Annotated in this window: 22 protein-coding genes and 1 riboswitch; of the genes, 12 read left to right on the top strand and 10 right to left on the bottom strand. The window is 51.8% G+C overall.

The window, feature by feature from the left end:
• Positions 1 to 10: 10 nt before the first annotated feature.
• Positions 11 to 670 (bottom strand): DNA oxidative demethylase AlkB, encoded by a 660-nt coding sequence (alkB, locus tag HOY33_RS07065; protein WP_172289518.1) that lies wholly within the window; start codon positions 668 to 670, stop codon positions 11 to 13.
• The gene (ada, locus tag HOY33_RS07060) at positions 660 to 1,757 is read right to left on the bottom strand and encodes a bifunctional DNA-binding transcriptional regulator/O6-methylguanine-DNA methyltransferase Ada (protein ID WP_172289517.1); all 1,098 of its coding nucleotides are present in this window, start codon (positions 1,755 to 1,757) and stop codon (positions 660 to 662) included. The genes alkB and ada overlap by 11 nt, the downstream gene beginning before the upstream one ends.
• Positions 1,758 to 1,969: 212 nt before the next feature.
• Here ada and HOY33_RS07055 point away from each other — a divergent pair, with 212 nt between their 5' ends.
• Positions 1,970 to 2,650, top strand: coding sequence for a DNA-3-methyladenine glycosylase (locus HOY33_RS07055; protein ID WP_172289516.1), 681 nt, complete (start codon positions 1,970 to 1,972; stop codon positions 2,648 to 2,650).
• Between the two features lie 36 nt (positions 2,651 to 2,686).
• Here HOY33_RS07055 and HOY33_RS07050 read toward each other — a convergent pair whose 3' ends face one another.
• Complete coding sequence (locus HOY33_RS07050) at positions 2,687 to 3,154, bottom strand: multidrug/biocide efflux PACE transporter (RefSeq protein ID WP_172289515.1); 468 nt, start codon at positions 3,152 to 3,154, stop codon at positions 2,687 to 2,689.
• A gap of 144 nt (positions 3,155 to 3,298) precedes the next feature.
• Here HOY33_RS07050 and HOY33_RS07045 point away from each other — a divergent pair, with 144 nt between their 5' ends.
• From HOY33_RS07045 to tehB, 3 genes are all read left to right on the top strand, one after another.
• Positions 3,299 to 4,195, top strand: a complete 897-nt coding sequence (locus HOY33_RS07045) for a LysR family transcriptional regulator (RefSeq protein WP_172289514.1) — start codon at positions 3,299 to 3,301, stop codon at positions 4,193 to 4,195.
• 410 nt (positions 4,196 to 4,605) lie between these two features.
• Positions 4,606 to 6,249, top strand: coding sequence for a class I fumarate hydratase FumA (fumA, locus tag HOY33_RS07040; protein WP_172289513.1), 1,644 nt, complete (start codon positions 4,606 to 4,608; stop codon positions 6,247 to 6,249).
• 169 nt (positions 6,250 to 6,418) lie between these two features.
• Positions 6,419 to 7,282 carry an SAM-dependent methyltransferase TehB gene (gene tehB, locus HOY33_RS07035; protein WP_172289512.1) on the top strand — a complete coding sequence of 288 codons (864 nt, stop codon included), beginning with the start codon at positions 6,419 to 6,421 and terminating at the stop codon, positions 7,280 to 7,282.
• Positions 7,283 to 7,381: 99 nt separating this feature from the next.
• On the opposite strand, the gene ribB is transcribed toward tehB, so the two are convergent.
• Positions 7,382 to 8,035: a 3,4-dihydroxy-2-butanone-4-phosphate synthase gene (ribB, locus tag HOY33_RS07030; RefSeq protein ID WP_172289511.1), complete on the bottom strand. Its 654-nt coding sequence runs from the start codon at positions 8,033 to 8,035 to the stop codon at positions 7,382 to 7,384.
• Between the two features lie 127 nt (positions 8,036 to 8,162).
• Positions 8,163 to 8,332, bottom strand: a riboswitch (FMN riboswitch).
• A gap of 171 nt (positions 8,333 to 8,503) precedes the next feature.
• Here ribB and HOY33_RS07025 point away from each other — a divergent pair.
• A complete protein-coding gene (locus HOY33_RS07025) occupies positions 8,504 to 8,782 on the top strand; it encodes an accessory factor UbiK family protein (RefSeq protein ID WP_172289510.1) in 279 nt (92 codons plus the stop codon).
• Positions 8,783 to 8,931: 149 nt separating this feature from the next.
• On the opposite strand, the gene zipA is transcribed toward HOY33_RS07025, so the two are convergent.
• Complete coding sequence (zipA, locus tag HOY33_RS07020; protein ID WP_330527822.1) at positions 8,932 to 9,897, bottom strand: cell division protein ZipA; 966 nt, start codon at positions 9,895 to 9,897, stop codon at positions 8,932 to 8,934.
• A 223-nt stretch (positions 9,898 to 10,120) separates the two neighbouring features.
• Here zipA and cysZ point away from each other — a divergent pair, with 223 nt between their 5' ends.
• From cysZ to crr, 5 genes are all read left to right on the top strand, one after another.
• Positions 10,121 to 10,894 (top strand): sulfate transporter CysZ, encoded by a 774-nt coding sequence (gene cysZ, locus HOY33_RS07015; RefSeq protein WP_172289508.1) that lies wholly within the window; start codon positions 10,121 to 10,123, stop codon positions 10,892 to 10,894.
• Positions 10,895 to 11,045: 151 nt separating this feature from the next.
• Entirely contained in the window at positions 11,046 to 12,014 is a 969-nt protein-coding gene (cysK, locus tag HOY33_RS07010) for a cysteine synthase A (RefSeq protein ID WP_172289507.1), read from the top strand.
• A 440-nt stretch (positions 12,015 to 12,454) separates the two neighbouring features.
• Positions 12,455 to 12,712: a phosphocarrier protein Hpr gene (gene ptsH / locus HOY33_RS07005; protein WP_172289506.1), complete on the top strand. Its 258-nt coding sequence runs from the start codon at positions 12,455 to 12,457 to the stop codon at positions 12,710 to 12,712.
• Positions 12,713 to 12,761: 49 nt separating this feature from the next.
• Positions 12,762 to 14,489 (top strand): phosphoenolpyruvate-protein phosphotransferase PtsI, encoded by a 1,728-nt coding sequence (gene ptsI / locus HOY33_RS07000; RefSeq protein ID WP_172289505.1) that lies wholly within the window; start codon positions 12,762 to 12,764, stop codon positions 14,487 to 14,489.
• 40 nt (positions 14,490 to 14,529) lie between these two features.
• The gene (gene crr, locus HOY33_RS06995) at positions 14,530 to 15,039 is read left to right on the top strand and encodes a PTS glucose transporter subunit IIA (RefSeq protein ID WP_172289504.1); all 510 of its coding nucleotides are present in this window, start codon (positions 14,530 to 14,532) and stop codon (positions 15,037 to 15,039) included.
• 58 nt (positions 15,040 to 15,097) lie between these two features.
• Here the strand turns inward: crr and HOY33_RS06990 are convergent, their stop codons facing one another.
• A complete protein-coding gene (locus tag HOY33_RS06990; protein WP_172289503.1) occupies positions 15,098 to 16,438 on the bottom strand; it encodes an ATP-binding protein in 1,341 nt (446 codons plus the stop codon).
• Complete coding sequence (locus HOY33_RS06985; protein WP_172289502.1) at positions 16,438 to 17,118, bottom strand: response regulator transcription factor; 681 nt, start codon at positions 17,116 to 17,118, stop codon at positions 16,438 to 16,440. Before HOY33_RS06985 ends, HOY33_RS06990 begins: the two co-directional genes overlap by 1 nt.
• A gap of 261 nt (positions 17,119 to 17,379) precedes the next feature.
• On the opposite strand from HOY33_RS06985, the gene HOY33_RS06980 reads away from it, so the two are divergent.
• Together HOY33_RS06980 and HOY33_RS06975 are read left to right on the top strand one after the other, a co-directional pair.
• Entirely contained in the window at positions 17,380 to 18,513 is a 1,134-nt protein-coding gene (locus HOY33_RS06980; protein WP_233356385.1) for an efflux RND transporter periplasmic adaptor subunit, read from the top strand.
• Positions 18,514 to 18,515: 2 nt separating this feature from the next.
• The gene (locus HOY33_RS06975) at positions 18,516 to 20,468 is read left to right on the top strand and encodes a MacB family efflux pump subunit (RefSeq protein ID WP_172289500.1); all 1,953 of its coding nucleotides are present in this window, start codon (positions 18,516 to 18,518) and stop codon (positions 20,466 to 20,468) included.
• A 254-nt stretch (positions 20,469 to 20,722) separates the two neighbouring features.
• Here HOY33_RS06975 and HOY33_RS06970 read toward each other — a convergent pair whose 3' ends face one another.
• Genes HOY33_RS06970 through HOY33_RS06960 form a run of 3 tightly spaced genes read right to left on the bottom strand, consistent with a single transcriptional unit; the run spans position 20,723 to position 23,767 of the window.
• Positions 20,723 to 22,015, bottom strand: coding sequence for a TRAP transporter large permease subunit (locus HOY33_RS06970; RefSeq protein ID WP_172289499.1), 1,293 nt, complete (start codon positions 22,013 to 22,015; stop codon positions 20,723 to 20,725).
• A 58-nt stretch (positions 22,016 to 22,073) separates the two neighbouring features.
• Entirely contained in the window at positions 22,074 to 22,676 is a 603-nt protein-coding gene (locus HOY33_RS06965) for a TRAP transporter small permease (protein ID WP_172289498.1), read from the bottom strand.
• Between the two features lie 53 nt (positions 22,677 to 22,729).
• On the bottom strand, positions 22,730 to 23,767 hold the full coding sequence (locus tag HOY33_RS06960; RefSeq protein WP_233356372.1) for a DctP family TRAP transporter solute-binding subunit: 1,038 nt from the start codon (positions 23,765 to 23,767) through the stop codon (positions 22,730 to 22,732).
• Between the last annotated feature and the right edge of the window lie 85 nt (positions 23,768 to 23,852).

The raw sequence follows: 23,852 nt of genomic DNA, 5'->3' as shown, positions 1-23,852 counted from the left end.
GATTAACGGTTCAGGCGCCCGCTTTACGAAACGTCAGATTAAACCGATACTCTCCCGGCAGGTACGAAGGCACCGAACCGCCTTTCAGCGGCAAAATCCCGTGATAGCGCAGCCGCGACGCGCCGCCCCAGACCACCACATCGCCGTGCCCCAGCGGCAGCCGCTGCGCCCGCTCGCCACGCGTCATGCCGCCAAACAAGAACACGGCGCTTAGCCCCAGAGAGAAAGAGACAATGGGCTGCCGGCGATCATATTCGTCTTTATCCTGATGCAGCGACAGCCGGGCGCCGACCTCATAACGATTAATCAGACAGGCATCGGGTTCAAAATCGACAAAACCGGCTTCACCGGCGGCTTTTTTCGCCAGTTGAGAAAAGATATCCGGCATAGCCGGCCACGGCTTCCCGCTGAGCGGATCAACGGGAGAATAGCGATAGCCGGTTTCATCCGTCACCCAGCCTAGCGGCCCGCAGTTGCTCATGGCGACCGACATGGTATAGCCGCCCGGCGTCGTCATATGGCGGAACGCCGCTTGCGCGGCAACGGCGTTGACCGCCGCCATCAACGCCGGAGCCTGTTGATAAGCAAACCCGCGCAGGATAACCGCGCCGGGCGCCAGCGGTTCCGTCCAGCGTCTCGGTTCTTCCTGCTCAAATAAATCAAGATTCATGACGCGCTGATGCCTCCGCTTCTTTTACCCGTGCTTCTTTCGCCAACAAGGCGCTTTTACGCGCCACGCCCCAGCGATAACCCGACAATGAACCATCATGGCGAACCACCCGATGGCAGGGGATCGCCACGGCCAGCCGGTTAGCCGCGCAGGCGCCCGCCACCGCCCGCACCGACGCGGGTGAACCGATCCTGGCGGCGATGTCGCGATAGCTGGCGGTCTCCCCGGCCGGAATATCCCGCAACGCCTGCCACACCCGTCGCTGGAATGCCGTTCCGCGGATATCAAGCGGCAACGCCAGCCCGATTTCCGGCGCATCGACAAAGCCGACCACCTGCGCCACTCGCTGCTCAAACGCCGCATCTCCGCCCACCAGTTGCGCATTGGCAAACATATCCTGCAACGCATTCACCAGTTGTTGCGCATCATCCCCCAACAGAATAGCGCAAATCCCCCGCTCGCTCTCAGCCACCAGAATATCCCCCACCGAACAGGCGCCGACAGCGAAATAGATCGTCATACCCAGCCCTTTGTGTTGAAAGGTTGTCGGCGTCATGCCCAGTTGCGCATTGGACTCCGCATAGAAGCGCCCGGTGTCGCTATAGCCGGCATCCAGGATCGCGTCGGTAATGGCGTGATCTTTCGTCAGCCGTTGACGGAGCTGTTGCTGACGATGGGCTTTGGCATAGTGTTTTGGCGTAACGCCGGTTATCGACTTAAATAAACGGTGAAAATGAAACCGGCTTAACCCCACCGCTTTCGCCAGCGCATCCAGCGCCGGGGGCTTCTCGGTCTGCTCTATCATCCGACAGGCCCGGACAATTTGTTCCGCCTGCTGCGCCTCCCGCGATATTCCGCCCTGGCGGCAACGCTTACAAGGGCGAAATCCCGCCGCCTGCGCCTGGTCAGCGGTGGCGAAGAACACCACATTTTCACGTCTGGGCCGACGTGAGGCGCAGGACGGCGCACAATACACCCCGGTCGTTTTCACCGCATAAATAAAGTGGCCGTCCGCCGCTTTATTGCGGGCCAGCACCGCCAGCCAGCGCGGATCGTCTTCCTGATGGGATTTATCGCCCGGTTTCATTTTTCACCTCCCGCGTAATGGACTCCGGCAGCCTTATCCGCCAGGGACAGGCAATCACCATAAGATGAAAAGACCTCGCCAACACGCTCAATTCTTGCTTTTTAATTCCGCATCCCGCTCGCGGCCGCGCATGGCATAGCAGATCGCCATACAATCACCTATGCTCAGGTTCCTGACGCTTAATTTTATCACCCCAGACTTGGAAAAAGTTTATGACACCCGATCGCCAGCAGCACGTTGACCGCCTGGCCAGAGAACATCTCTGCGCGATTAATGACCGGTGGACCGATCTGATATCACAAATCGGCGACTGCCATCATCAAACGGCGCCTCACCGGGAACCTTATGAGGCATTAATTCGCGCCGTAGCCTATCAGCAGCTCACCACCCGAGCCGGCGATGCGATGGTGGCGAAACTATTGCGCGTTCATGACCAGACAGGACAAACCTTTCCCAGCGCGGAGCAAATAGCCGCCTGCTCCAGTGAAACGCTAAGACAATGCGGCTTCTCCGCCCGTAAGGCTGAAACCCTGCGCGCTATCGCCCAGGGAGCGCTCAGCGGGCTGGTTCCCAGCCTCGAACAGGCCACGGCGATGGACGATGAGGCGCTCATCGAACAACTCTGCTCGCTAAAAGGCATCGGGCGCTGGACGGTGGAAATGTTTCTGATTTACTCGCTCGAACGCACTGACATTATGCCGCTAGACGATCTGGGGATTAAGCAAGGGCTGAGTTATGTTTACGGACTGCCGGAAACGCCGTCCCGACATACGCTGCATGAATTGAGCCGCCGCTGTCAGCCTTATCGCACGATTGCGTCCTGGTATTTATGGCGGGTTCCGTCGCTGCCGGCGTATCAGGCGTTTAAAATGACGCGCCGGCGGAGCCGCTGACCGTGCGGCTTCCCTGAAAGCAAACCTGCGCCATCATCAGCGCAGGCGAGAATTCACGGATACGCCATGCGCATTGCTCATCTCGCGCCGATGAACGATACGCGCGCGCAAGATATCGTAAAGCCAGTTGTATGCCATGGTATAAGGCAGAAAGAACAGAAAAAAACCGATGTCGATCATCAACGCCTGCCACAGCGTAATATTCAGCATCCACGCCGCCAGCGGCAGGCCGATAAAAATAAATCCGCCTTCAAACCCTAACGCATGGCCTATCCGCAGCGGCCAACGGCGCGTCCCCCGCTCGACGGGCCACAGCCGGTCGAATACGGCGTTATAAATCATGTTCCAGATCATCGCCACGCCGGACAACACGATCGCCAGCGCGCCGATATCCAATATCGGCCTGTTCAGCACCCAGGCCCCCACGGGGGCAGAAATCAGCAGGGCAATAATTTCAAAACCAACCGCATGGACAATGCGTTCACGTAGCGTTTTCTTTTGCATAGCACATTCACTTCTATTCACTCGGTGTTCACTGATCGATCCCCGCCGCTTTCAAGGGCGGGAACGCGATACCGGGTGTCATTTTCATCGTAATAGCTGATAGAATAAAATTAGAATCCATCGATAAAAGCGATAGAGTGAGAGATGCGTTATTCCCCTGAATCCTTGCTGGCGTTTATCGCTACCGTCAATACCGGCTCATTTTCAGCCGCTGCGCGGCATCTGCATAAAAGCCAGTCCACCGTCAGCGCGGCCATCGCCAATCTGGAAGCAGACTTAGGGCTGACGCTGTTCGATCGCGCCGGGCATCAGCCCGTTTTGACCCAGGCAGGTAAAAAAATTCTGGCTTATGTGCAGGCGATCCTGTCCGCCAGCGATGCGCTGGATGAGTTGGCGATCCGGCTGGCCGACAATATTGAACCACGGCTGACATTTGTGCTGTCCGATACCTGGAAAACCATGCATTACGAACCCGTATTGCAACGCTTCGCCCAGCGTTTTCCTGATATTGAGTTTGAATGCCTGATTGCGGAAGATGACGATGTGATTGATTTGCTGCAATCCCAACGCGCGCACGTCGGGCTGGTGCGGGCGCAATCCGCTTATCCACCGGATATCGCGGTTTCCCGATCGCAGATAAAAACAGAAATGGCGATATTTGTTGCGGCGACGCATCCGCTGGCCGCCGAGAAAAAAGTCACCCGCAGCCAGCTCTCCACCGTGCGCCAGCTTTATCTGAACACCTATAAACGCAACGATAGGCTACAGGCTGAAGGCGTAGTCTGGTCCGCGCCGTCCTATCTTATGCTGCTGGAAATGGCGGAACAGGGTTTTGGCTGGAGCATCCTGCCGCGCTGGCTGGTTTCACAGTACAGCCAACATTTGGTCGAATTGCCCGTCGCCGGCTGGCCGCTGCTTATCGAGGTCGATATCGCCTGGTCTAAACCCTGTCCGCCCGGCCCGGCGGGCCTATGGATGATTGATAACCTACTGGCTCAGCAGGACGTTGCCGCTGTTTCACCGACAACGCCGCATCCCTAAGACACTACGCGGCGCCGGGTTTCCGATGCCGCTTACTTATATTATTTTGGACTTATGTCATCGGCTAAAAAAAATTACTGCGCTAATTAAATGATTATGATTGCCAAATAGAGGTTTATTTTAATTAAATAATTTAATTAACCAACTTAACTCCGCGTAATCTTAATAATTCAGCCTGTTTCATTACAATGATTTTACTTTTTATATTATGTTGTAAAAAAAACACTTACGCGATTTTCTTGCCAATTCTGTGATGAACCAAAGTGGTTCTACCCATCATAAAACCATACTATTATAGAGTGAATTGCTTTTGTATTTGCGCCAAATGCGGTTGCCCTGCCCTATGCAAAGGTTATTAGAATCATACGGGATATAAACCTACTAATAATGCGAACGCAAGTGAGAAAAAAATGTCGAATAAACCCTTTTATTACCAAGATCCTTTTCCGCTAAGTAAAGATGACACCGAGTATCGCCTTCTCAGCAGTGACTACGTGTCCGTTACGCAATTTGAAGGCCAGGACATCCTGAAAATCGAACCGGAAGCGCTTACCCTGCTCGCCCAGCAAGCCTTCCACGATGCATCTTTTATGCTCCGCCCGTCCCATCAGCAACAGGTTGCCGATATTCTTCACGACCCGGAAGCCAGCGAAAACGACAAATACGTCGCCCTGCAATTTCTGCGCAACTCTGAAATCGCCGCCAAAGGCATTCTGCCGACCTGTCAGGATACCGGAACCGCGATTATCGTCGGCAAGAAAGGCCAGCGGGTCTGGACCGGCGCCAACGATGCCGAAGCGTTGTCCCACGGCGTTTACAATACCTTTATCGAAGATAACCTGCGCTATTCGCAGAATGCCGCGCTGGATATGTACCAGGAAGTGAACACCGGCACCAATCTGCCTGCGCAGATCGACCTCTACAGTACCGAGGGCGAAGACTATAAGTTCCTGTTTGTCTGCAAAGGCGGCGGTTCCGCCAACAAAACCTATCTGTATCAGGAAACCAAAGCGCTGTTGACGCCCGGCAAACTGAAAAACTTCCTGCTGGAAAAAATGCGCACGCTGGGCACGGCCGCCTGCCCGCCGTACCATATCGCCTTTGTTATCGGCGGCACCTCCGCCGAAACCACTCTCAAAACCGTTAAGCTGGCCTCAACCAAATATTATGACGAATTGCCGACCGAGGGTAATGAACACGGTCAGGCATTCCGGGATATCGCGCTTGAACAGGAACTGCTGGAAGAGGCCCGCAATCTTGGTCTGGGCGCGCAGTTCGGCGGTAAATATTTCGCCCACGATGTGCGCATTATCCGCCTGCCGCGCCACGGCGCGTCCTGCCCGGTCGGTATGGGGGTGTCCTGTTCCGCCGACCGCAACATCAAGGGGAAAATCAACCGCAAAGGCGTATGGCTGGAACAGCTTGAGCACAATCCGGGTAAATATATTCCTGAACATTTGCGAGAAGCGGGTGAAGGCGAAGCGGTCAAAATCGATCTCAATCGCCCAATGCCGGAAATTCTGCAAGAGCTGTCGCAATACCCGGTTTCCACCCGTCTGTCTCTGACCGGCACCATCATCGTGGGCCGCGACATCGCGCACGCCAAACTGAAAGAACGTCTGGACAAGGGTGAAGGTCTACCGCAGTACATTAAAGATCACCCGATCTACTACGCCGGCCCGGCCAAAACCCCGGCGGGCTATGCCTCTGGTTCTTTAGGCCCGACGACGGCCGGACGCATGGATTCCTATGTCGATTTACTGCAAGCCAACGGCGGCAGCATGATCATGCTGGCAAAAGGCAACCGCAGCCAGCAGGTGACCGATGCGTGTAAGAAACACGGTGGTTTCTACCTCGGCAGCATTGGCGGCCCGGCGGCCATTCTGGCGCAGAACAGCATCAAAAGCCTGACCTGCGTGGAATATCCGGAACTGGGTATGGAAGCGATCTGGAAAATCGAAGTGGAAGATTTCCCCGCCTTTATTCTGGTGGATGATAAGGGAAATGATTTCTTCCAGGTGATTCAGGCCGCCAAATGCACCCAATGCGCCTGATGGTTCACGGTTAACGTATCAGTCAGAACCATTCCGGCACTAACGCCGGAATGGTTTTTTTACTTTATCCCCGCCGAAAAACAAATAATGTATTTTAAATACATATTTCTGGTCAGCCTGCGCGCCGGTTTATAGAATACCGACATCCCGTTTATCGACCGAGGTAAAGATGCAAGATCTGATTAGTTATAAGAAGATGCCGCAGTGGAACCCTCAGACATTGCCCACAGCCTTTCAGGAGAGACACAACACCCAGGAAGGCACCTGGGCCAAGCTCACCATCCTGCAAGGGAAAATGACCTTTGCGCTGTTACACGAAAACGGCGACATTCAGGAAACATTTCATTGCTCACAGCAACATCAGCCGCCTTTTGTAGAGCCGCAAGTCTGGCACCGTATCGTCTCCTTTTCGGACGATCTTGAATGCCAACTGAGCTTTTTCTGCACCCCGGAGGATTTCTATCATAAAAAGTACGGACTGACGCGCACCCATTCCGACGTCATTGACGCCATGCCATTTATCAAACCCGGCAAAACGCTGGATTTAGGCTGCGGCGGCGGGCGTAACGCGCTATATCTGAATCTGCGCGGATTTAATGTCACCGCCTACGATAAAAACGAACACAGCATCGGCGCATTAAATGACATTATCCGAAAAGAAGATCTGAAGAATATTCAGGCGCGTACTTACGATATCAACCTGGCGGCAATAAAAGAGCGGTACGATTTTATTCTCTCAACCGTCGTTCTTATGTTTTTGGCGCCCGAGCGCATGCCCCATATCATTCGTAATATACAGGAAAGCACGTTGCCAGGCGGACATAACCTGATTATTGCCGCCATGTCGACCGATGACTACCCTTGCCCGATGCCGTTCTCTTTCACATTTAAGGAAGGTGAACTGAAGAATTATTATGCCGATTGGGAGATCGTCAAATATAACGAAGAGCTCGGCGAATTACACAAGACGGATGAAAACGGCAACAGGATTAAGCTACGTTTTGCGACGTTGTTGGCAAGAAAAATATCATGATACGACCCGGCCTGATTCCATAAGCCGGTGGTAAAGACCAAATAACAAAGGGCCGATAGATCGGCCCTCTAACTGATTACCAGGCGTCAATGCGTGAAATCAACTTGCCTTACGTTCCGTCGCCTGACGATAGGCCACCAGGTCTTCAATGGTTAATACCGGCATATCATGTTGTTTGGCAAAAGCGATCACTTCCGGCGCATGCGCCATAGAGCCATCGTCGTTGGTCAGTTCGCACAACACGCCAGCGGGCTTAAGACCGGCCAGCGTCGTCAGATCAACGGATGCTTCGGTATGCCCGCCACGGGTTAATACCCCGCCCGGCTGGGCGCGCAGCGGAAAAACATGTCCGGGATGATTCAAATCGCTTGGCTTGGCATTATCCGCTATCGCCGCACGGATAGTGGTGATGCGATCGGCGGCGGAAACCCCCGTGGTGACGCCTTCAGCCGCTTCAATAGTGACCGTGAAAGCCGTTTGATAATGACTGGAGTTATGCGCCACCATCATCGGTAATTCCAGTTGCTGACGACGTTCTTCCGTCAGGCACAGGCACACGATGCCGCTGCCATGACGAATAGTCAGCGCCATTTGCTCTACGGTCATATTTTCAGCCGCAAAAATCATGTCACCTTCGTTTTCGCGATCTTCATCATCCAACACCAATACACCACGTCCTTGACGTAATGCATCTAGTGCGCGTTCCACACGTTCAGTCGGATTGCCGAATTCAGAAAGTAATGTCTGATTCATGGTAAAAAAACCTCAATGTTAATATGGATTACCAGAATCAGGGCGAGCTTGAGGAGTAATCATTACGACTGATTGCATTGTAATGACTAACAAAATAACGCGAGCGGGCGTTACACCCGACAGGTACCGTTACTCTCTCCCATCCGGACTTTAACCGTCGGCTCCGGAATCACACCGGATCTGCTGACCTCACGTTGGAAAACCAAACGGTGAGCGCTCGCGGGCTTCCAACACGTATACGTTATATACGGCTGGTTTACCGCCGGTGGGGAATCACACCCCGCCCTGAGAATAAGCAGGGTTACTATAACGCTAACAAAGTGGCAGGGCAATTGATTAGCCACAGGAAATGTGACATGACAACGATGAATAACGGCAATGTAAATAAGAGTTTTAGTTTATCCAACACTCAACTAGCATTACACTTACCGATATGATCATCCTACATAACATTATCAGGAAAGCGCCATGATTGACCCGAAAAAAATTGAGCAGATCGCCCGTCAGGTGCATGAGTCTATGCCAAAAGGTATCCGGGAATTGGGCGATGATGTAGAGAAGAAAATCCGTCAGGTATTGCAGGCACAATTCAGTCGGCTGGATTTGGTCAACCGCGAAGAATTCGACGTTCAGACTCAGGTTCTGCTACGCACCCGCGAGAAAATCTCCCGACTGGAGCAGCGCCTGACGGAACTGGAAGCGAAATTCTCCGCCGCTGAAAAATCAACGGCAGCAGATAACGAATAACTGCGCTCCGATAATCGATGCCGCCGACCATTTGGCCGCGGCGTTGAATCAACAGGTCGCGCATTCCGCTTGCCGACGCGCAGCCATGAACATCAATAAAAAAGCCTCCGGCACTGGAGGCTTTCACCATGATCAGGTCAGTGACGCTATCAGGTATTGGCTTTCAACACATCCCGAATACGCATTTTATAGGATTCGACTTTCTGCGGCGTCATCATTCTTCGCTCATCGTCCAGCACCACGCCGCCGACATCATCGGCGATACGCTGCGCCGACTGTAGCATCAGCTTAAAGTTCTGGCCGGCGTCACCGTAAGAAGGCACCATCATAAACATCGAAACGCCGGGAGTGGAAAACTCTGCCATGTCCTCAGGATCAAACGAGCCGGGCTTGACCATATTCGCCAGACTGAACAACACCGGCCCGGCGCCGGCCGGGTTGACATGACGGTGGAAAATATTCATTTCTCCGAACTGGAATCCTGCCTGCAACACGCTTTGCAGCAGCAGTTCGCCGCCGATGACGCCGCCATGATGCGCGGCGACATGCAGCACCAAAACGGCTTCTTTCGGTTGCTCTTCCTGAACAGGCTCTGGCGCTGCCGGCTGAGACTGGGCGGCGGTTGATTCCGTTTCCTCGTGCTGACTATCCGCCAGAGAGAAATCATCGGAAAATGCGGAGCGTTCCCGTGGCGACATATCCAGTTTGGGTTCAGCGATCTTGGGACGACCATCCCCATGAATTTGAGAACGCGGGGAATCAACAGGCGTGGCTTCATCCAGCAACGGATCATAGGCTGACTCAGGCTGAACAGTATTCCTGAATGGCGATTGGGTTTCAGGCCGTGTTTCTTCCTTTGCGCTATAACTCTTTTCGTTATAGCTGCCCAGCGAAGGCTCATTCTGCGTCCGCGCGCTTTTCACGCGCACCTCGCCGACGCCCTCATCAAGATCCTCAAGCGGAGTGTCATCACGCTCTTTTTTCAATCGCTTAACCGGGCGATCACGAAAAAGGGACGAACGCTCTTTACGGCTGGTCCACAAGCCGTGCAGTAACAGCGCTATTATAGCGATCGCGCCAACGACGATTAATATCAGACGCAAGTCCTGCATTATTGCTATCCCAATTGTTCCAATACATTGCCACCACGGCAAATGGTTATATACCACTAACTCTATTTGCCTGCGTACACAAGTGCAAGTCTGCACGGTACATTATGACAATAAAGATAGATACAACGCATTTTTTTGCTGTTTTTTCATCCAAATGCAGACTGGTCAGTCTAAAATCATCCCGATATGATGCAATCACGAATAGACGACTGAGAACAATCATCCTATGCCTTACTCAAAACAGGTTGCCAAACCCCGCAGCGGCGTACATTACTTTATCGAGGGATGGCGCCTGATTTCACTGCCCGGCATCCGACGTTTCGTCATCCTGCCCTTGCTGGTGAATAGTTTACTGATGGGGGGCGCGTTCTGGTGGCTGTTCACCCGCCTTGGCGATTGGATCCCGCAGCTCATGAGCCATGTTCCGACATGGCTTCAGTGGCTTAGCTATCTGATCTGGCCGATCGCCGTGCTGTCTGTGCTGCTGGTGTTCGGCTATCTATTCAGCACGCTCGCCAATTTTATTGCCGCGCCCTTTAACGGCCTGCTGGCAGAACAGTTGGAAGCGCGCCTGACCGGCCAGTCATTACCTGACAGCGGCATGCTGGGGATGGCGAAAGACGTTCCCCGCATAATGAAACGCGAGGTACAGAAACTGGCCTATTACCTGCCACGCGCCCTGTTTCTGCTTTTACTCTACTTCATACCGGGCATCGGGCAGACCGTCGCCCCGGTGCTTTGGTTCCTGTTCAGCGCCTGGATGCTGGCCATTCAATATTGCGACTATCCTTTCGATAATCATAAGGTCAGCTTTCCCGCCATGCGTCAGGCACTGCGGCGACACAAAATTACCAATATGCAGTTTGGCGCGTTGATCAGCTTGTTTACTCTGATTCCGTTCCTGAATCTGGTCATCATGCCGGTCGCCGTTTGCGGCGCAACCGCGCTGTGGGTCGAACGGTATCGCAATCTTTCCACGGCAATGCAAAAACAGCAGTGAGAGATGGCTCACATGAGCTGATGTTTTCTATTGTAATGAAAAGATATTTCTTAAGAACATAACGATATAGCAATTCTTTACTTCACTGGAGTGCGTGAACGAGTATTCTCTCTATGTTCGCAAAAATTTCATACAGTTATAAGGACAGGCTATGAGCAAGATCTACGAAGACAATTCTTTCACAATCGGCCATACGCCGCTGGTTCGTCTGAACCGTATCGGCAACGGACGCATTCTGGCTAAGGTTGAATCCCGCAATCCCAGTTTTAGCGTTAAATGCCGTATCGGTTCAAACCTGATTTGGGATGCGGAAAAGCGCGGCGTGTTGAAAAAAGGCATCGAACTGGTTGAACCAACCAGCGGGAATACCGGTATCGCGTTAGCCTATGTCGCTGCCGCGCGGGGTTATAAGCTGACGCTGACCATGCCGGAAACCATGAGTATCGAACGCCGTAAACTTCTGAAAGCGCTGGGAGCGAAACTGGTGCTTACCGAAGGTGCAAAAGGCATGAAAGGCGCCATCGCCAAGGCCGAAGAGATTGTCGCCAGCGATCCTGAGCGTTTTTTGCTGCTACAGCAGTTCAGTAACCCGGCCAACCCGGAAATTCATGAAAAGACCACCGGGCCGGAAATCTGGGAAGATACCGACGGCGAAGTGGATGTATTTATCGCCGGTGTGGGTACTGGCGGCACTCTGACCGGGGTTAGCCGTTACATCAAAAACACCAAAGGCAAGGCCATCACCAGCGTGGCCGTGGAACCTACTGATTCACCGGTTATCAGTCAGGCGCTGGCGGGTGAAGAGCTGAAACCCGGTCCGCACAAGATCCAGGGGATTGGCGCAGGCTTCATTCCGGGCAACCTCGACCTTACGCTGATAGACCGGGTAGAAAAAATCACTAACGAAGAAGCTATCAGTACCGCGCGTCGTTTAATGGAAGAAGAAGGTATTTTAGCCGGGATCTCTTCAGGCGCCGCCGTTGCCGCCGCGCTTAACCTGCTCAAAGAAAAAGAATTCGAGGATAAAACCATCGTTGTTATCCTGCCATCCTCCGGTGAGCGCTACCTGAGTACGGCGCTGTTCGCCGATCTCTTTACCGAGCAGGAATTGCAGCAATAAATGCGTTCTTCCATCCGCAAGGATAAGTAAAAAGAATGTTAAAAAAGCACCTGTTCAGGTGCTTTTTTTGGGCCATTTTTGTGGAGTAGTTCAAACTTTCCATCATCGATGGATTGCTTTTCTATGTCAGGTCTAGTATTTAACCGAACAATTATTTTGATGCGTGAAATAAATACCGCACCAAAATCCCTGGCGGCTGAATCGATTTAACCATGCAAAAATGGCTGCAACATCATTTTGCTACTGATTTCAAATAATGATTCGAGAACCAGGCGAGGTTTGGTGGTATTTTATTCAGGAAATACTTTTCGCCGTTTCCTTGCCGCATCCCGGCCTGCCCCTGTAACATATCAGGGCTAACCACACAGGCTAAAGTTTAGTGAATACACTAAGCTTTAGTTCCACAACATTAATTTAATCCACAAGTTGGGGAAAACAGAATGTTCCAGCAAGAAGTGACTATTACAGCACCGAATGGCCTGCACACTCGTCCTGCTGCTCAGTTTGTCAAGGAAGCCAAAGGGTTTACTTCCGAAATCACCGTAACCTCCAATGGCAAAAGCGCCAGCGCCAAGAGCCTGTTCAAATTGCAGACGCTTGGTTTAACGCAGGGTACTGTGGTGACTATCGCCGCAGAAGGTGAGGATGAAAAGAAAGCCGTAGAACATCTGGTTAAACTGATGGCGGAGCTTGAGTAACAACAGGCAAGCCTTTTTAGTGAGCATCAGAATCGAGTAAGGTAGGGTTATGATTTCAGGCATATTAGTATCACCGGGCATTGCTTTTGGTAAGGCACTGTTACTGAAAGAAGATGAAATAGTCATCAACCGGAAAAAAATCTCTGCTGACCAAGTAGAGCACGAAGTTGAACGTTTTCTGACTGGTCGGGCCAAGGCCTCTAAACAGCTGGAAGCCATCAAGAACAAAGCGGGTGAAACGCTGGGCGCAGAGAAAGAAGCCATCTTCGAAGGCCACATCATGTTGCTGGAAGATGAAGAGTTCGAGCAGGAAATCATAGCCCTGATTAAAGATGAACACGCTTCTGCCGACGCCGCCGCATTTTCAGTGATTGAAAATCAGGCCAAAGCGCTGGAAGAACTTGACGATGAATATCTGAAAGAACGTGCCGCAGACATGCGGGATATCGGCAAACGTCTGCTGAAGAACATTCTTAATATGACCATCGTCGATCTGGGCGATATCAAAGACGAAGTCATTCTGGTCGCCACCGACCTGACGCCGTCTGAAACCGCACAGTTGAATCTGGACAAAGTGTTGGGCTTTATCACCGATCTCGGTGGCCGTACTTCTCATACGTCCATTATGGCCCGCTCGCTGGAGCTACCGGCGATTGTCGGCACGACCAATGTCACCAAGCAGGTTAAAAACGGCGATTTTCTGATTCTGGATGCGGTAAATAACAAAATTTATCAGAATCCGTCCTCTGAAGTTATCGATGAATTAAAAGCGGTTCAGCAACAATACAGCTCTGAAAAGCACGAACTGGCCAAACTGAAAGATTTGCCGGCGGTCACGCTGGACGGTCATCAGGTTGAAGTGTGCGCCAACATCGGTACGGTGCGTGACGTCGCCGGCGCCGAACGCAACGGCGCCGAAGGCGTTGGTCTGTACCGCACCGAATTCTTGTTTATGGATCGCGACGCGCTGCCGACCGAAGAAGAGCAGTTCCAGGCTTACAAAGCCGTTGCCGAAGCCGTCGGCGCTCAGGCGGTGATCGTGCGCACCATGGATATCGGCGGCGATAAAGACCTGCCTTACATGAATCTGCCGAAGGAAGAGAACCCGTTCCTGGGCTGGCGTGCAATCCGTATCTGTCTGGATCGCAAAGAAATTCTCCATGCACAGTTGCGTGCTATCCTGCGCGCTTCCAGTTTCGGCAAACTGCGCATTATGTTCCCGATGATCATCTCGGTCGAAGAAGTTCGCGAACTGAAAGCCGAACTGGAGATGCTGAAAGGGCAACTGAGGGAAGAAGGTAAAGCCTTTGATGAGTCCATCGAAGTGGGTGTAATGGTCGAAACGCCGGCGGCGGCGGCCATTGCTCATCATTTGGCGAAAGAAGTTGACTTCTTTAGTATTGGGACAAACGACTTAACCCAGTATACTCTGGCGGTTGATCGTGGTAATGAGCTGATTTCTCATCTCTACAACCCGATGTCTCCAGCAGTATTGACCCTGATTAAACAGGTGATTGACGCATCCCATGCCGAAGGTAAGTGGACGGGAATGTGTGGTGAGCTCGCTGGTGACGAACGTGCTACACTACTGTTATTGGGAATGGGTCTGGACGAATTCAGCATGAGTGCAATCTCTATCCCGAGCATCAAGAAAATTATCCGTAATGCGAATTACGAAGATGCGAAGGCGCTGGCGGAGCAGGCTCTGTCCCAACCAACAGCACAAGAGTTAAGCAACCTGGTGAGCCGATTCATTAAAGAAAAAACGCTCTGCTGATTCCACATGCTGGCCCAATATTAATGCTTAGGAGAAGATCATGGGTTTGTTCGATAAGTTGAAATCTCTGGTTTCGGATGACAAAAAAGACACTGGCAGCATCGAAATCATTGCCCCGCTGTCCGGCGAAATCGTCAATATTGAAGATGTGCCCGATGTCGTCTTTGCTGAAAAGATCGTGGGTGACGGGATTGCCATTAAACCTACGGGTAACAAAATCGTTGCGCCGGTAGATGGCACGATCGGTAAAATTTTTGAAACTAACCATGCTTTTTCTATCGAGTCTGATAGCGGTATTGAGCTATTCGTTCACTTTGGTATCGATACCGTCGAACTGAAAGGCGAAGGCTTCAAACGTATCGCGGAAGAAGGTCAACGCGTGAAGAAAGGCGATCTCATTATTGAGTTCGATCTGCCGCTGTTGGAAGAAAAAGCCAAGTCCACGCTGACGCCGGTGGTTATCTCCAATATGGATGAAATCAAAGAACTGATTAAGCTGAACGGCACCGTGGTTGTTGGTGAAACGCCGGTTATTCGTATTAAGAAATAAACCGCATCGTCATTGATTGATGGTTGAAAAACGGCACCCCTGCGGTGCCGTTTTTGTATTACTTCCAGCGAGGAATACGCAGACAAATAATCAACCCGCCCTGCTCCCCGTTTTCTGCTTCAATGTGCCCACCATGGGCCAGCACAACTTTGCGGGCAATGGCCAACCCTAACCCGTAGCCTTTGCCGGAAAGCGGCGATTCGATGCGGATAAAGGGATCAAAAATGCTGGATAACTTACTTTTCTCGACCCCCGGCCCTTGATCGACCACCCGGATCGTCCATTCATGTTCATCTCCGCTGAGCGAAACGCAAACCTGTTGCGCGCGGGAGGAAAACCTCAGCGCATTACGCACGATATTATCAATCGCTCTGCGCATCAGATTAGCATTGCCCTTAACCGTGTGATCGACGCCGTCATCCGCTTGTAACAGGATTTCCACGCCGGGAACCTGCGCTTCGTAACGCGCGTCATTGACCACCGCCGTTACCAGTCCCAGCAAATCAAAATATTCTTCGTCAACGCCAGAATTTTGCGTGCGCGAGAGCGCCAGCAGTTCGCCGATCATCTTGTCCATACGGGCAGACTCACGTTCTATGCGCAACAGCGAACTTTCCGTATTGTCGGCATTCTGACGCGCCAGGCCGATAGCCAATTGCAATCGGGCCAGGGGAGAACGCAATTCATGGGAAACATCATGCAGCAGTTGTTCTCTGGTACTGACCAGGATGTCCAGTCGTTCGACCATCGAGTCAAAGTCGCGCGCCACTTCACTGATTTCATCATGCCGTTTGCGCATCACCGGCAACAGGCGCACGGAGAGATCGCCCTGAGCCACCCGACCAAAGCCGCCGCGAAGCTGATTAAGCGGCCGGGTCAGATTCCATGCCAATAGCCAACTGAAAAGCAATCCGCCTAGACCGCCGACCCAGATCAGAGGCGCAGGCATATTGAGAATTTGCGGCGGTCTGCGGGACCGAAACTCGCTATGCAGCCGTTTTATATCATAACGCACCTGATACCACTCGCCCTGTGGCCCGTTAACCTGTTCGACTATATTGCGCGGCGCGCCCCTTTTAAACTCAGCAGCCGACTCCGTTCGAGGCGCGATTTCCCGATCGGGCAATGGCTGCGATGACGTGGTTACCGATATATAGTGCCGTTCTTTTTCCGGCCACTGCGCCATCACGCCGTTCAGCGCAGTCAATCCCCCCTGCCGCAACGCTGTCGTTGCAATCGTCGTCTGCATGGTTGCAATGCGCGTAACAACGCTCTCTTCCAGCGGTTTAAACCGCTCGCCATACATAGAGAATGCCAACCATAACAGTTGCGAAATGACGATAAACGTCAACCAGAACCCCAGTAATATTTTCCAGAACAGCCGCCCGCGTATCATCATTAACGAATCCGATATCCCACGCTGCGCACCGTTTCAATCGTCATCTCATTGCCATCCAGCGCGCTGAGCTTCTGGCGAATATTACTGATATGCACGTCCACGCTGCGATCGTACGCCTCACGTCGGCGCCCAAGGCACGTTTCCGAGAGTTCATCTTTTGATACCACCCGTTCCGGGGATCGCAGCAGTAATTCCAATAAATTAAACTCCGATGCGGTCAGATCAAAAGCCTGCCCCCGCCACTCGCTGCTGCGAGTCGCCGGGTTAAGCACCAGTTCGCCGCACGAGGCGATGCCTTCATCCGATTTTTTACTTGGCTGGTCGTCATAACGACGCAGCACCGCTCTCAGCCGGGCAACCAGTTCACGCGGATAGCAGGGCTTCGGCATGTAGTCATCGGCGCCCATCTCCAGCCCGATGACGCGATCGATATTGTCGCCCTTTGCCGTCAGCATAATCACCGGCAACTGCTGGCTTTTTCTTATCTGACGCAAAACATCAATACCGCTCATGTCCGGCAACATGATATCCAGGATAATCGCGGTATACTCGCCTGATATCGCACCATCAATTCCCTCTTTGCCGGTCAGTACCCTTGATGTCGCAAACCCTTCGGCATTCAGATATTCGCAAAGCATATTTCCCAGTTCTACGTCATCATCGACCAGTAAAATTTTCATACCCTGTCCCCATTCGCGGATGTATCGTGTATTCTCAGGTCTGGCATAAATCTTCGCAGCCAGATTTACGAAATCCTTGCATATTCTTTCACTAAAGATTACCTATTCCTTTTCGTACCCGGAGTAAATTATCCTATCCAGCTGTTTACTTATTTGCCGATGTATTTTTAAGGACGCTTTTTCCTGATGCCATTACGATTCATGACAACCCGCAACGTTAGCGTGGCGGTTGGTGTTGTACTTACCGCCGTGCTTATTTATATGTTTTCATCGCGGTCGGATTCCACAGTAAATTATATCACCGCCGTCGCTGAAGTCCGCGATATGGAAGAAACCGTTCTGGCGGATGGCACCATAGAAGCACAAAAACTGGTTAGCGTCGGTGCGCAGGTTTCAGGACAGATAAAAGCGCTGCACGTGACGTTGGGAGATAGCGTCACCAAAGGGCAGTTGCTGGCGGAAATTGATGACCTTACGCAGCAAAACACGTTGAAAAACAGTGAAGCCGCATTAAAAAACGTGCAGGCGCAACGGGCGGCCAAAGTCGCCACGCTGCGCAATGACGAATTGAATTGGCAACGCCAGCAGATGCTGATAAAACGCGGCGTCGGCGCCCAGGCGGATTACGACAGCGCCAAAGCCACGCTGGATGCGACAAAAGCCGATATTGACGCGTTGGATGCGCAAATTGTTCAGGCCCAGATCGCCGTGAACACCGCCCAGGTCAATCTAGGGTATACCAAAATTCTGTCGCCGATGGACGGCACCATCGTCTCGCTGCCGGTCGAAGCGGGGCAAACGGTCAATGCGGCGCAAAGTACGCCCACCATCGCCAAAGTCGCCAATTTGGACACCATGACGATCAAAGCGCAAATATCCGAGGCCGACATCGTTAAAATCAAGACCGGCATGCCGGTATGGTTCAGTATTCTCGGCGAACCGGCCCAACGTTATCAGGCAACGCTGCGGGACATTGAGCCGGCCCCGGACTCCATTGACGACGACGACACCTCATCATCGTCTTCCAGCAGCAGCACCAGCAGTTCATCATCCAGCAGCGCCATCTATTACAACGGCCTGTTCGACATAGAGAATCCCGACGGCATATTGCGCATCTCCATGACCGCGCAGGTCTATATCCTGCTGTCGTCGGTCAAAGGCGCCATTGCCGTTCCCGCCACCGCCTTAAGCTCTCACGACGGCATGAGCTTCGTCCAGGTGGTTAACGACCAGGGACAGGTTGAATCCAGGGCGGTCACCGTCGGTCTTAACGACAACGTTTATACCCAACTGCTCACTGGCGTCAATGCGGGCGAGCGCGTCATCGTCAGCCAGCAATCAGGCAACAGCAGCAATACCACCACGCGTCGGGCCGGCCCGCCGATGGGGATGTAAGCATGTCTGAGCCATTACTCAAACTTAGCAATATCACGCGCCGCTTCATCAACGGCGAACAAACCGTCACGGTGCTGAAGAATATTAATCTGACGATCGGCGCCGGGGAAATGGTCGCCATCGTGGGGGCATCAGGATCGGGGAAATCGACCCTGATGAACATCCTGGGATGTCTGGATAAACCGTCAGAGGGGGACTATCAGGTCGCCGGGCACGCGGTGCAGACGTTAAGCAGCGATCGGTTGGCGCAGCTGCGCCGCGAAAACTTTGGCTTTATCTTCCAACGCTACCACCTGTTGGGCGATCTCACCGCACAAGGCAACGTGGAAGTTCCCGCCATCTATGCGGGTAAATCGCGCCAGCTTCGGCGGCAGCGCGCCGCCGAACTGCTTGGCAGGCTGGGGCTGGGCGAACGCCTGAACTATCGTCCCAGCCAGCTTTCCGGCGGGCAACAACAGCGGGTCAGTATCGCCCGCGCGCTGATGAACGGCGGCAGCGTTATTTTGGCCGACGAACCTACGGGCGCACTGGATACGCACAGCGGCAATGACGTGCTCGGCATTCTTAAAGATCTGCATACCCAGGGCCACACGGTGGTGATTGTGACGCATGATATGCAAATCGCGGAAATGGCCGAGCGAATTATCGAGATCCGCGACGGCGAAATCATCGCCGACCGTCAGGTGAAACCGTCGCCGGCGCTGCCGCAGCCCTCGCCCGCCGCGTCGTCATCAACAGTATCATCTCTTAACCAGGTGAAAGATCGCTTCATTGATGCGTTTAAAATGGCGTTGCTGGCGATGAATGCGCAACGCATGAGAACCTTTCTGACGATGCTCGGCATCATCATCGGCATCGCCTCCGTGGTGTCCGTGGTGGCATTGGGAAAAGGTTCGCAGCAGAAGATACTGGAGGATATCAGCGCCATGGGCACCAGTACGCTGGAGATTTACCCTGGTAAAGACTTCGGCGATATGCGATCCAGCGCGATTCAGACGCTGCGCGCCACGGATATTTCACCGCTGGCGCAGCAGCCCTATGTGCATAGCGTAACGCCTTCGGTATCGACCAGCATTACGCTGCGCTACCGCAACATTGCCGTTTCGGCAAACGTGACCGGGGTTGGCGAACAGTTCTTTACCGTTCGCGGCTACCAGCTTGAACAAGGCATCACCTTCCCGAGCAGCAGCGTTGATAATCTGACGCAAGACGCGGTGATTGATAAAAATACCCGGGATAAGCTGTTCCCCAACGGAGAAGATCCGATTGGTCAGGTCATTTTACTTGATTCGATGCCGAGCCGGATTATCGGCGTAGTCAGTAAAAGCCAGTCCGGATTCGGCAGCGATGAAAACCTGAACGTCTGGGTGCCCTACACCACGGCGATGAAGCGCATGATCGGCCAGTCTTATCTGAAAAGCATTACCGTGCGGGTGAACGACAATGTCGATCTGAACGTCGCGGAACAGGGAATTACCCAGATACTGACGCAACGGCATGGCACAAAAGACTTTTTTGTCATGAACACCGACAGCATCCGCCAGACCATTGAGAAAACCACCTCGACCATGACGCTGCTGGTGTCAATGATTGCGCTGATTTCCCTGCTGGTCGGCGGCATCGGGGTGATGAATATCATGCTGGTTTCCGTCACCGAGCGCACGCGGGAAATTGGCGTACGCATGGCGGTCGGCGCCAGAACCAGCGACATCATGCAGCAATTTCTGATCGAAGCCGTACTGGTCTGTCTGTTCGGCGGGGCGTTGGGCGTGGCGCTCTCGCTGAGCGTGGGGGTGATATTCGCCAAATTCAGCACCAATTTCGCCATGGTCTACTCCAGCGGATCGATTATCGCCGCCTTCCTTTGCTCCAGCTTGATTGGCATTATCTTCGGCTTCTTCCCCGCGCGACGTGCCGCGCAAATGGAGCCGATACACGCGCTGGAGCGGGAGTAAAGTCGAAGTCACGCCGCTGACGAGGTGTCTGCGGCGTTCTCCCCCTTATTTCGGAGCGCCATTCCATCCGAGGGGCGCTCTCTGACGAACCAGCGCCTGGCGCTCATTTTCTCCTGGAGTGGACTGACTTTCCGGTTTCTGAAACGACTATCAACTTAATAAAAAATAAACCCTGGTGTTAGCAATAATCAAATAATAATAAATATAACTTAATGATTTTATGAAGTTAGCATAAAACGACCATCCTATTATTATCAGGATGTCAACCATGCCAAAGGCGCCATGACTAACTGCGGAAACAGTACCAGCAGGAATAATACGACAAACTGGGCAAGGACAAACGGCCATACCCCCACCAGTGCCTGATTCATAGAAAGTCCGGCAATCCCTCTGACCACATTTAATACATTCCCGGCTGGCGGTGTTAATAACCCAATCGCGTTATTCATAATAAACAGGACGCCGAAATACACTGGATCAATACCAGCCTGTACCACAACAGGCAATAATACCGGAGTAAGAATCAGAATGGTTGGCGTGAAATCCATAAACATTCCGATGATAATGATAATTACCATCATGATCAGCAGCATCACCATGGGCTTATCACTAAAAGGACGGAGCATATCGGCGAAATCCGCCGGAATATTGGCAATGGTGATCATATAAGCCGAGAGCATCGCGGCAGCGACCATTAGCATAATCACCGCAGTTAACTTAGCGGCATTCAGACACAATTCAAAAATATGCCGTAACTTTATTTCCCGATAAATAACAACGCCAACAAAAAGTGAATAAACGGCGGCAACAACCGCGGCTTCGGTTGGTGTAAATAGCCCCATCCTTAAACCAACAATAATAATCACCGGCAGCATCAACGCCCAGACACTGCGACGTGTTTCATGCCAACGTTCGCGCAAACTGACTTTCGGGAAAACCTTCAACTGACCGATTTTATCCGTACGCCCCATCAATATATACCAGGTCACGACCAAAGACAGCGCCATTAATAAACCAGGTACAATACCGGCCATAAACAGTTTCGTAATAGAAACGTTTCCAATAATTCCAAATAAGATCAACCCGACTGACGGAGGTAACACCGGAGCAATAACACCTCCAGCCCCCAGCAAACCAGCAGAACGCCCAAGATCATAACCCCCTGCCCGCATCATCGGTAATAGCATGGCGGCCAGCGCAGCAGTGTCGGCCACAGCCGACCCGGATAGGCTAGCCATAATCAGGGCGGCAAAAATGACCACATAACCAAGCCCCCCTGGGACATGGCCGACCCAGGCCACCGCCAGATTAACAATACGCTTCGACAATCCGCCCGCCAGCATAAACTCACCAGCCAGCAGGAAAAAAGGGATCGCCAGCAACGCAAAATTATCCGCACCAGGAATAATGGTTTGAATAATAATTTGTGGATCAAACATACCCTGCGACACCATTAACACCACACCACTGAGCAACAGTGCAAATGCCACTGGAACGCCTAATGCCAGAGCACCTAACAGGGTGATAATAAATAGGGTTATAATCATATATTATCCTAAATTAACTGACAGTTTACTATGGCGATATATAGCGAATTAAACCGAGTTATTTTGTTTCAGAATCTGCCTCTTCGGATTTCTTTTTCCCACCAGACGCCATTGAGTACTCAGCCTCACTGACTTTATTCATCAACAATCGAGCCAGATTATAAATACATATTAGCGCCATACTTCCTGATGAAATATAAATTACCCCATAGACTAACAGCAGAGGAACACCACTGACCGGAGCCGGATCGTCGACAAATAATTCATGCTGTAACCAGAAACCATAAAACATCAGTACACAGCAAACCATGACCAGTAGCTGCGTAACCCCCCAGCATATTTTTCGTGATAATCGGGGTAATAGCTGCTGTACGGTATCCACGCTTAAATGCCGCTGATCGCGCGATGCGCTGATGACACCTAAAAATATCACCCAGAAAAAACAGAACCGAGATAACTCATCAGAAACAGGAAAACCAGAATGAAAGCCATATCGCATAACCACATTGCCAAAAACCATCACCACCATACTGATGATGCATATCACTAAGATAATATCCACTAATCTGAATAATTTATTTATGATATAAGCCATATATTCCTCATTACCAGCACGGCTATCGGTATAGAAATATTTATCTTCTCTGAACACGCTATACATTAAGGTCCGGCACAGTGACACCGGACCACAATAAAAACGCCTAGCCCCTCACTTTATTCTACTGCCTGCTGGCGAACTTTCTCTATCTCATCAATAAATGTTTTGACAAAATCGGCACCGATAATACCGGTATGTTTTTCAATAACCGGCTTAACAACGGTACGGATTTTATCCAGTTCTTCTGGCGGAAGAACGCTGATTTGCATACCGGCCTGTTCCAGTTGATTAACTGCATCGTCAGCCTGACGTATTTCTTCTGCGCGCTGAAATACCTGTGTTTCCTGAGCAATTTTATGAATAATATCCTTCTGCTGAGGGGTAAGCGAATCAAACCATTTCTCCGCCACGACCAACACTACCGGAGTATAGACATGGCGAGTTACGGTAAAATATTTTTCAACCTCGTATACTTTGTTCTGGTACATATCAACCACTGGATGCTCGTGTCCATCCAGTACCCCAGTTTCCAACGCAGTAAAAACCTCAGTGTAAGAAAGAGGTACCGGATTCATACCGATAGTCTGAAAGCTGTCAATCGCCACTTTGGTCGGCATCACGCGAATCTTCAGTCCTTTCATATCGGCCATGGTATTCACCGCATGTTTATTGTTGGCCAGATCACGAAATGCACCGCCGCTCCACGTTAATCCATACAGCTTAAGTTTCGACAGGTTCTTAAGCATCTCCTGTCCAACTGGCCCATCCAGGACTTTGGCGACTTCATCATGATTCTGGAACAAGAAAGGAAAGTCGAAAATCTGCAACGTTTTTTGTCTGCCAGCCAATGGTGAAACGGATCCCAGATAAAATTGTTGTACGTTGCTCTGGGTGGCCTGCAACATCTGTTGCTCCGATCCCAGCGAAGAAGAACCGAAAACATTAATTTTAATTTCGCCATTCGTGGCTTTATTGACTTCATCGGCAAATTTCTGCATGGCAATGCCACGCGGATGATGATCGGTAAAGCTGTGTCCCAAACGGGCTGTTTTCACGGTCTGAGCATTAACCATCTGTGCAAAGGTTACGCAACAGAAAGTAATCGCAACGATCACCCCGGCTTTTTTTAATCCGACAAACGGTTGAAATAGCATAGTAGGCTCCGTATTTATTATCGGTCAGAGATATTTGTTATAGTTGTCTGTGCCGTCGGTGCAGGGACGGGAAATCACGCCCTCT

It is taken from the genome of Brenneria sp. hezel4-2-4 (assembly GCF_013155275.1).
Lineage (GTDB): Bacteria > Pseudomonadota > Gammaproteobacteria > Enterobacterales > Enterobacteriaceae > Brenneria.
The sequence above is the reverse complement of the archived record's forward strand: the minus strand, read 5'-3'. Positions and strand labels throughout refer to the sequence as shown.

Coding starts and splice junctions, on each gene's coding strand:
- alkB (WP_172289518.1), bottom strand. CDS start 670: ATGAATCTTGATTTATTTGAGCAGGAAGAACCGAGACGCTGGACGGAA.
- ada (WP_172289517.1), bottom strand. CDS start 1,757: ATGAAACCGGGCGATAAATCCCATCAGGAAGACGATCCGCGCTGGCTG.
- HOY33_RS07055 (WP_172289516.1), top strand. CDS start 1,970: ATGACACCCGATCGCCAGCAGCACGTTGACCGCCTGGCCAGAGAACAT.
- HOY33_RS07050 (WP_172289515.1), bottom strand. CDS start 3,154: ATGCAAAAGAAAACGCTACGTGAACGCATTGTCCATGCGGTTGGTTTT.
- HOY33_RS07045 (WP_172289514.1), top strand. CDS start 3,299: ATGCGTTATTCCCCTGAATCCTTGCTGGCGTTTATCGCTACCGTCAAT.
- fumA (WP_172289513.1), top strand. CDS start 4,606: ATGTCGAATAAACCCTTTTATTACCAAGATCCTTTTCCGCTAAGTAAA.
- tehB (WP_172289512.1), top strand. CDS start 6,419: ATGCAAGATCTGATTAGTTATAAGAAGATGCCGCAGTGGAACCCTCAG.
- ribB (WP_172289511.1), bottom strand. CDS start 8,035: ATGAATCAGACATTACTTTCTGAATTCGGCAATCCGACTGAACGTGTG.
- HOY33_RS07025 (WP_172289510.1), top strand. CDS start 8,504: ATGATTGACCCGAAAAAAATTGAGCAGATCGCCCGTCAGGTGCATGAG.
- cysZ (WP_172289508.1), top strand. CDS start 10,121: ATGCCTTACTCAAAACAGGTTGCCAAACCCCGCAGCGGCGTACATTAC.
- cysK (WP_172289507.1), top strand. CDS start 11,046: ATGAGCAAGATCTACGAAGACAATTCTTTCACAATCGGCCATACGCCG.
- ptsH (WP_172289506.1), top strand. CDS start 12,455: ATGTTCCAGCAAGAAGTGACTATTACAGCACCGAATGGCCTGCACACT.
- ptsI (WP_172289505.1), top strand. CDS start 12,762: ATGATTTCAGGCATATTAGTATCACCGGGCATTGCTTTTGGTAAGGCA.
- crr (WP_172289504.1), top strand. CDS start 14,530: ATGGGTTTGTTCGATAAGTTGAAATCTCTGGTTTCGGATGACAAAAAA.
- HOY33_RS06990 (WP_172289503.1), bottom strand. CDS start 16,438: ATGATGATACGCGGGCGGCTGTTCTGGAAAATATTACTGGGGTTCTGG.
- HOY33_RS06985 (WP_172289502.1), bottom strand. CDS start 17,118: ATGAAAATTTTACTGGTCGATGATGACGTAGAACTGGGAAATATGCTT.
- HOY33_RS06980 (WP_233356385.1), top strand. CDS start 17,380: ATGTTTTCATCGCGGTCGGATTCCACAGTAAATTATATCACCGCCGTC.
- HOY33_RS06975 (WP_172289500.1), top strand. CDS start 18,516: ATGTCTGAGCCATTACTCAAACTTAGCAATATCACGCGCCGCTTCATC.
- HOY33_RS06970 (WP_172289499.1), bottom strand. CDS start 22,015: ATGATTATAACCCTATTTATTATCACCCTGTTAGGTGCTCTGGCATTA.
- HOY33_RS06965 (WP_172289498.1), bottom strand. CDS start 22,676: ATGTATAGCGTGTTCAGAGAAGATAAATATTTCTATACCGATAGCCGT.
- HOY33_RS06960 (WP_233356372.1), bottom strand. CDS start 23,767: ATGCTATTTCAACCGTTTGTCGGATTAAAAAAAGCCGGGGTGATCGTT.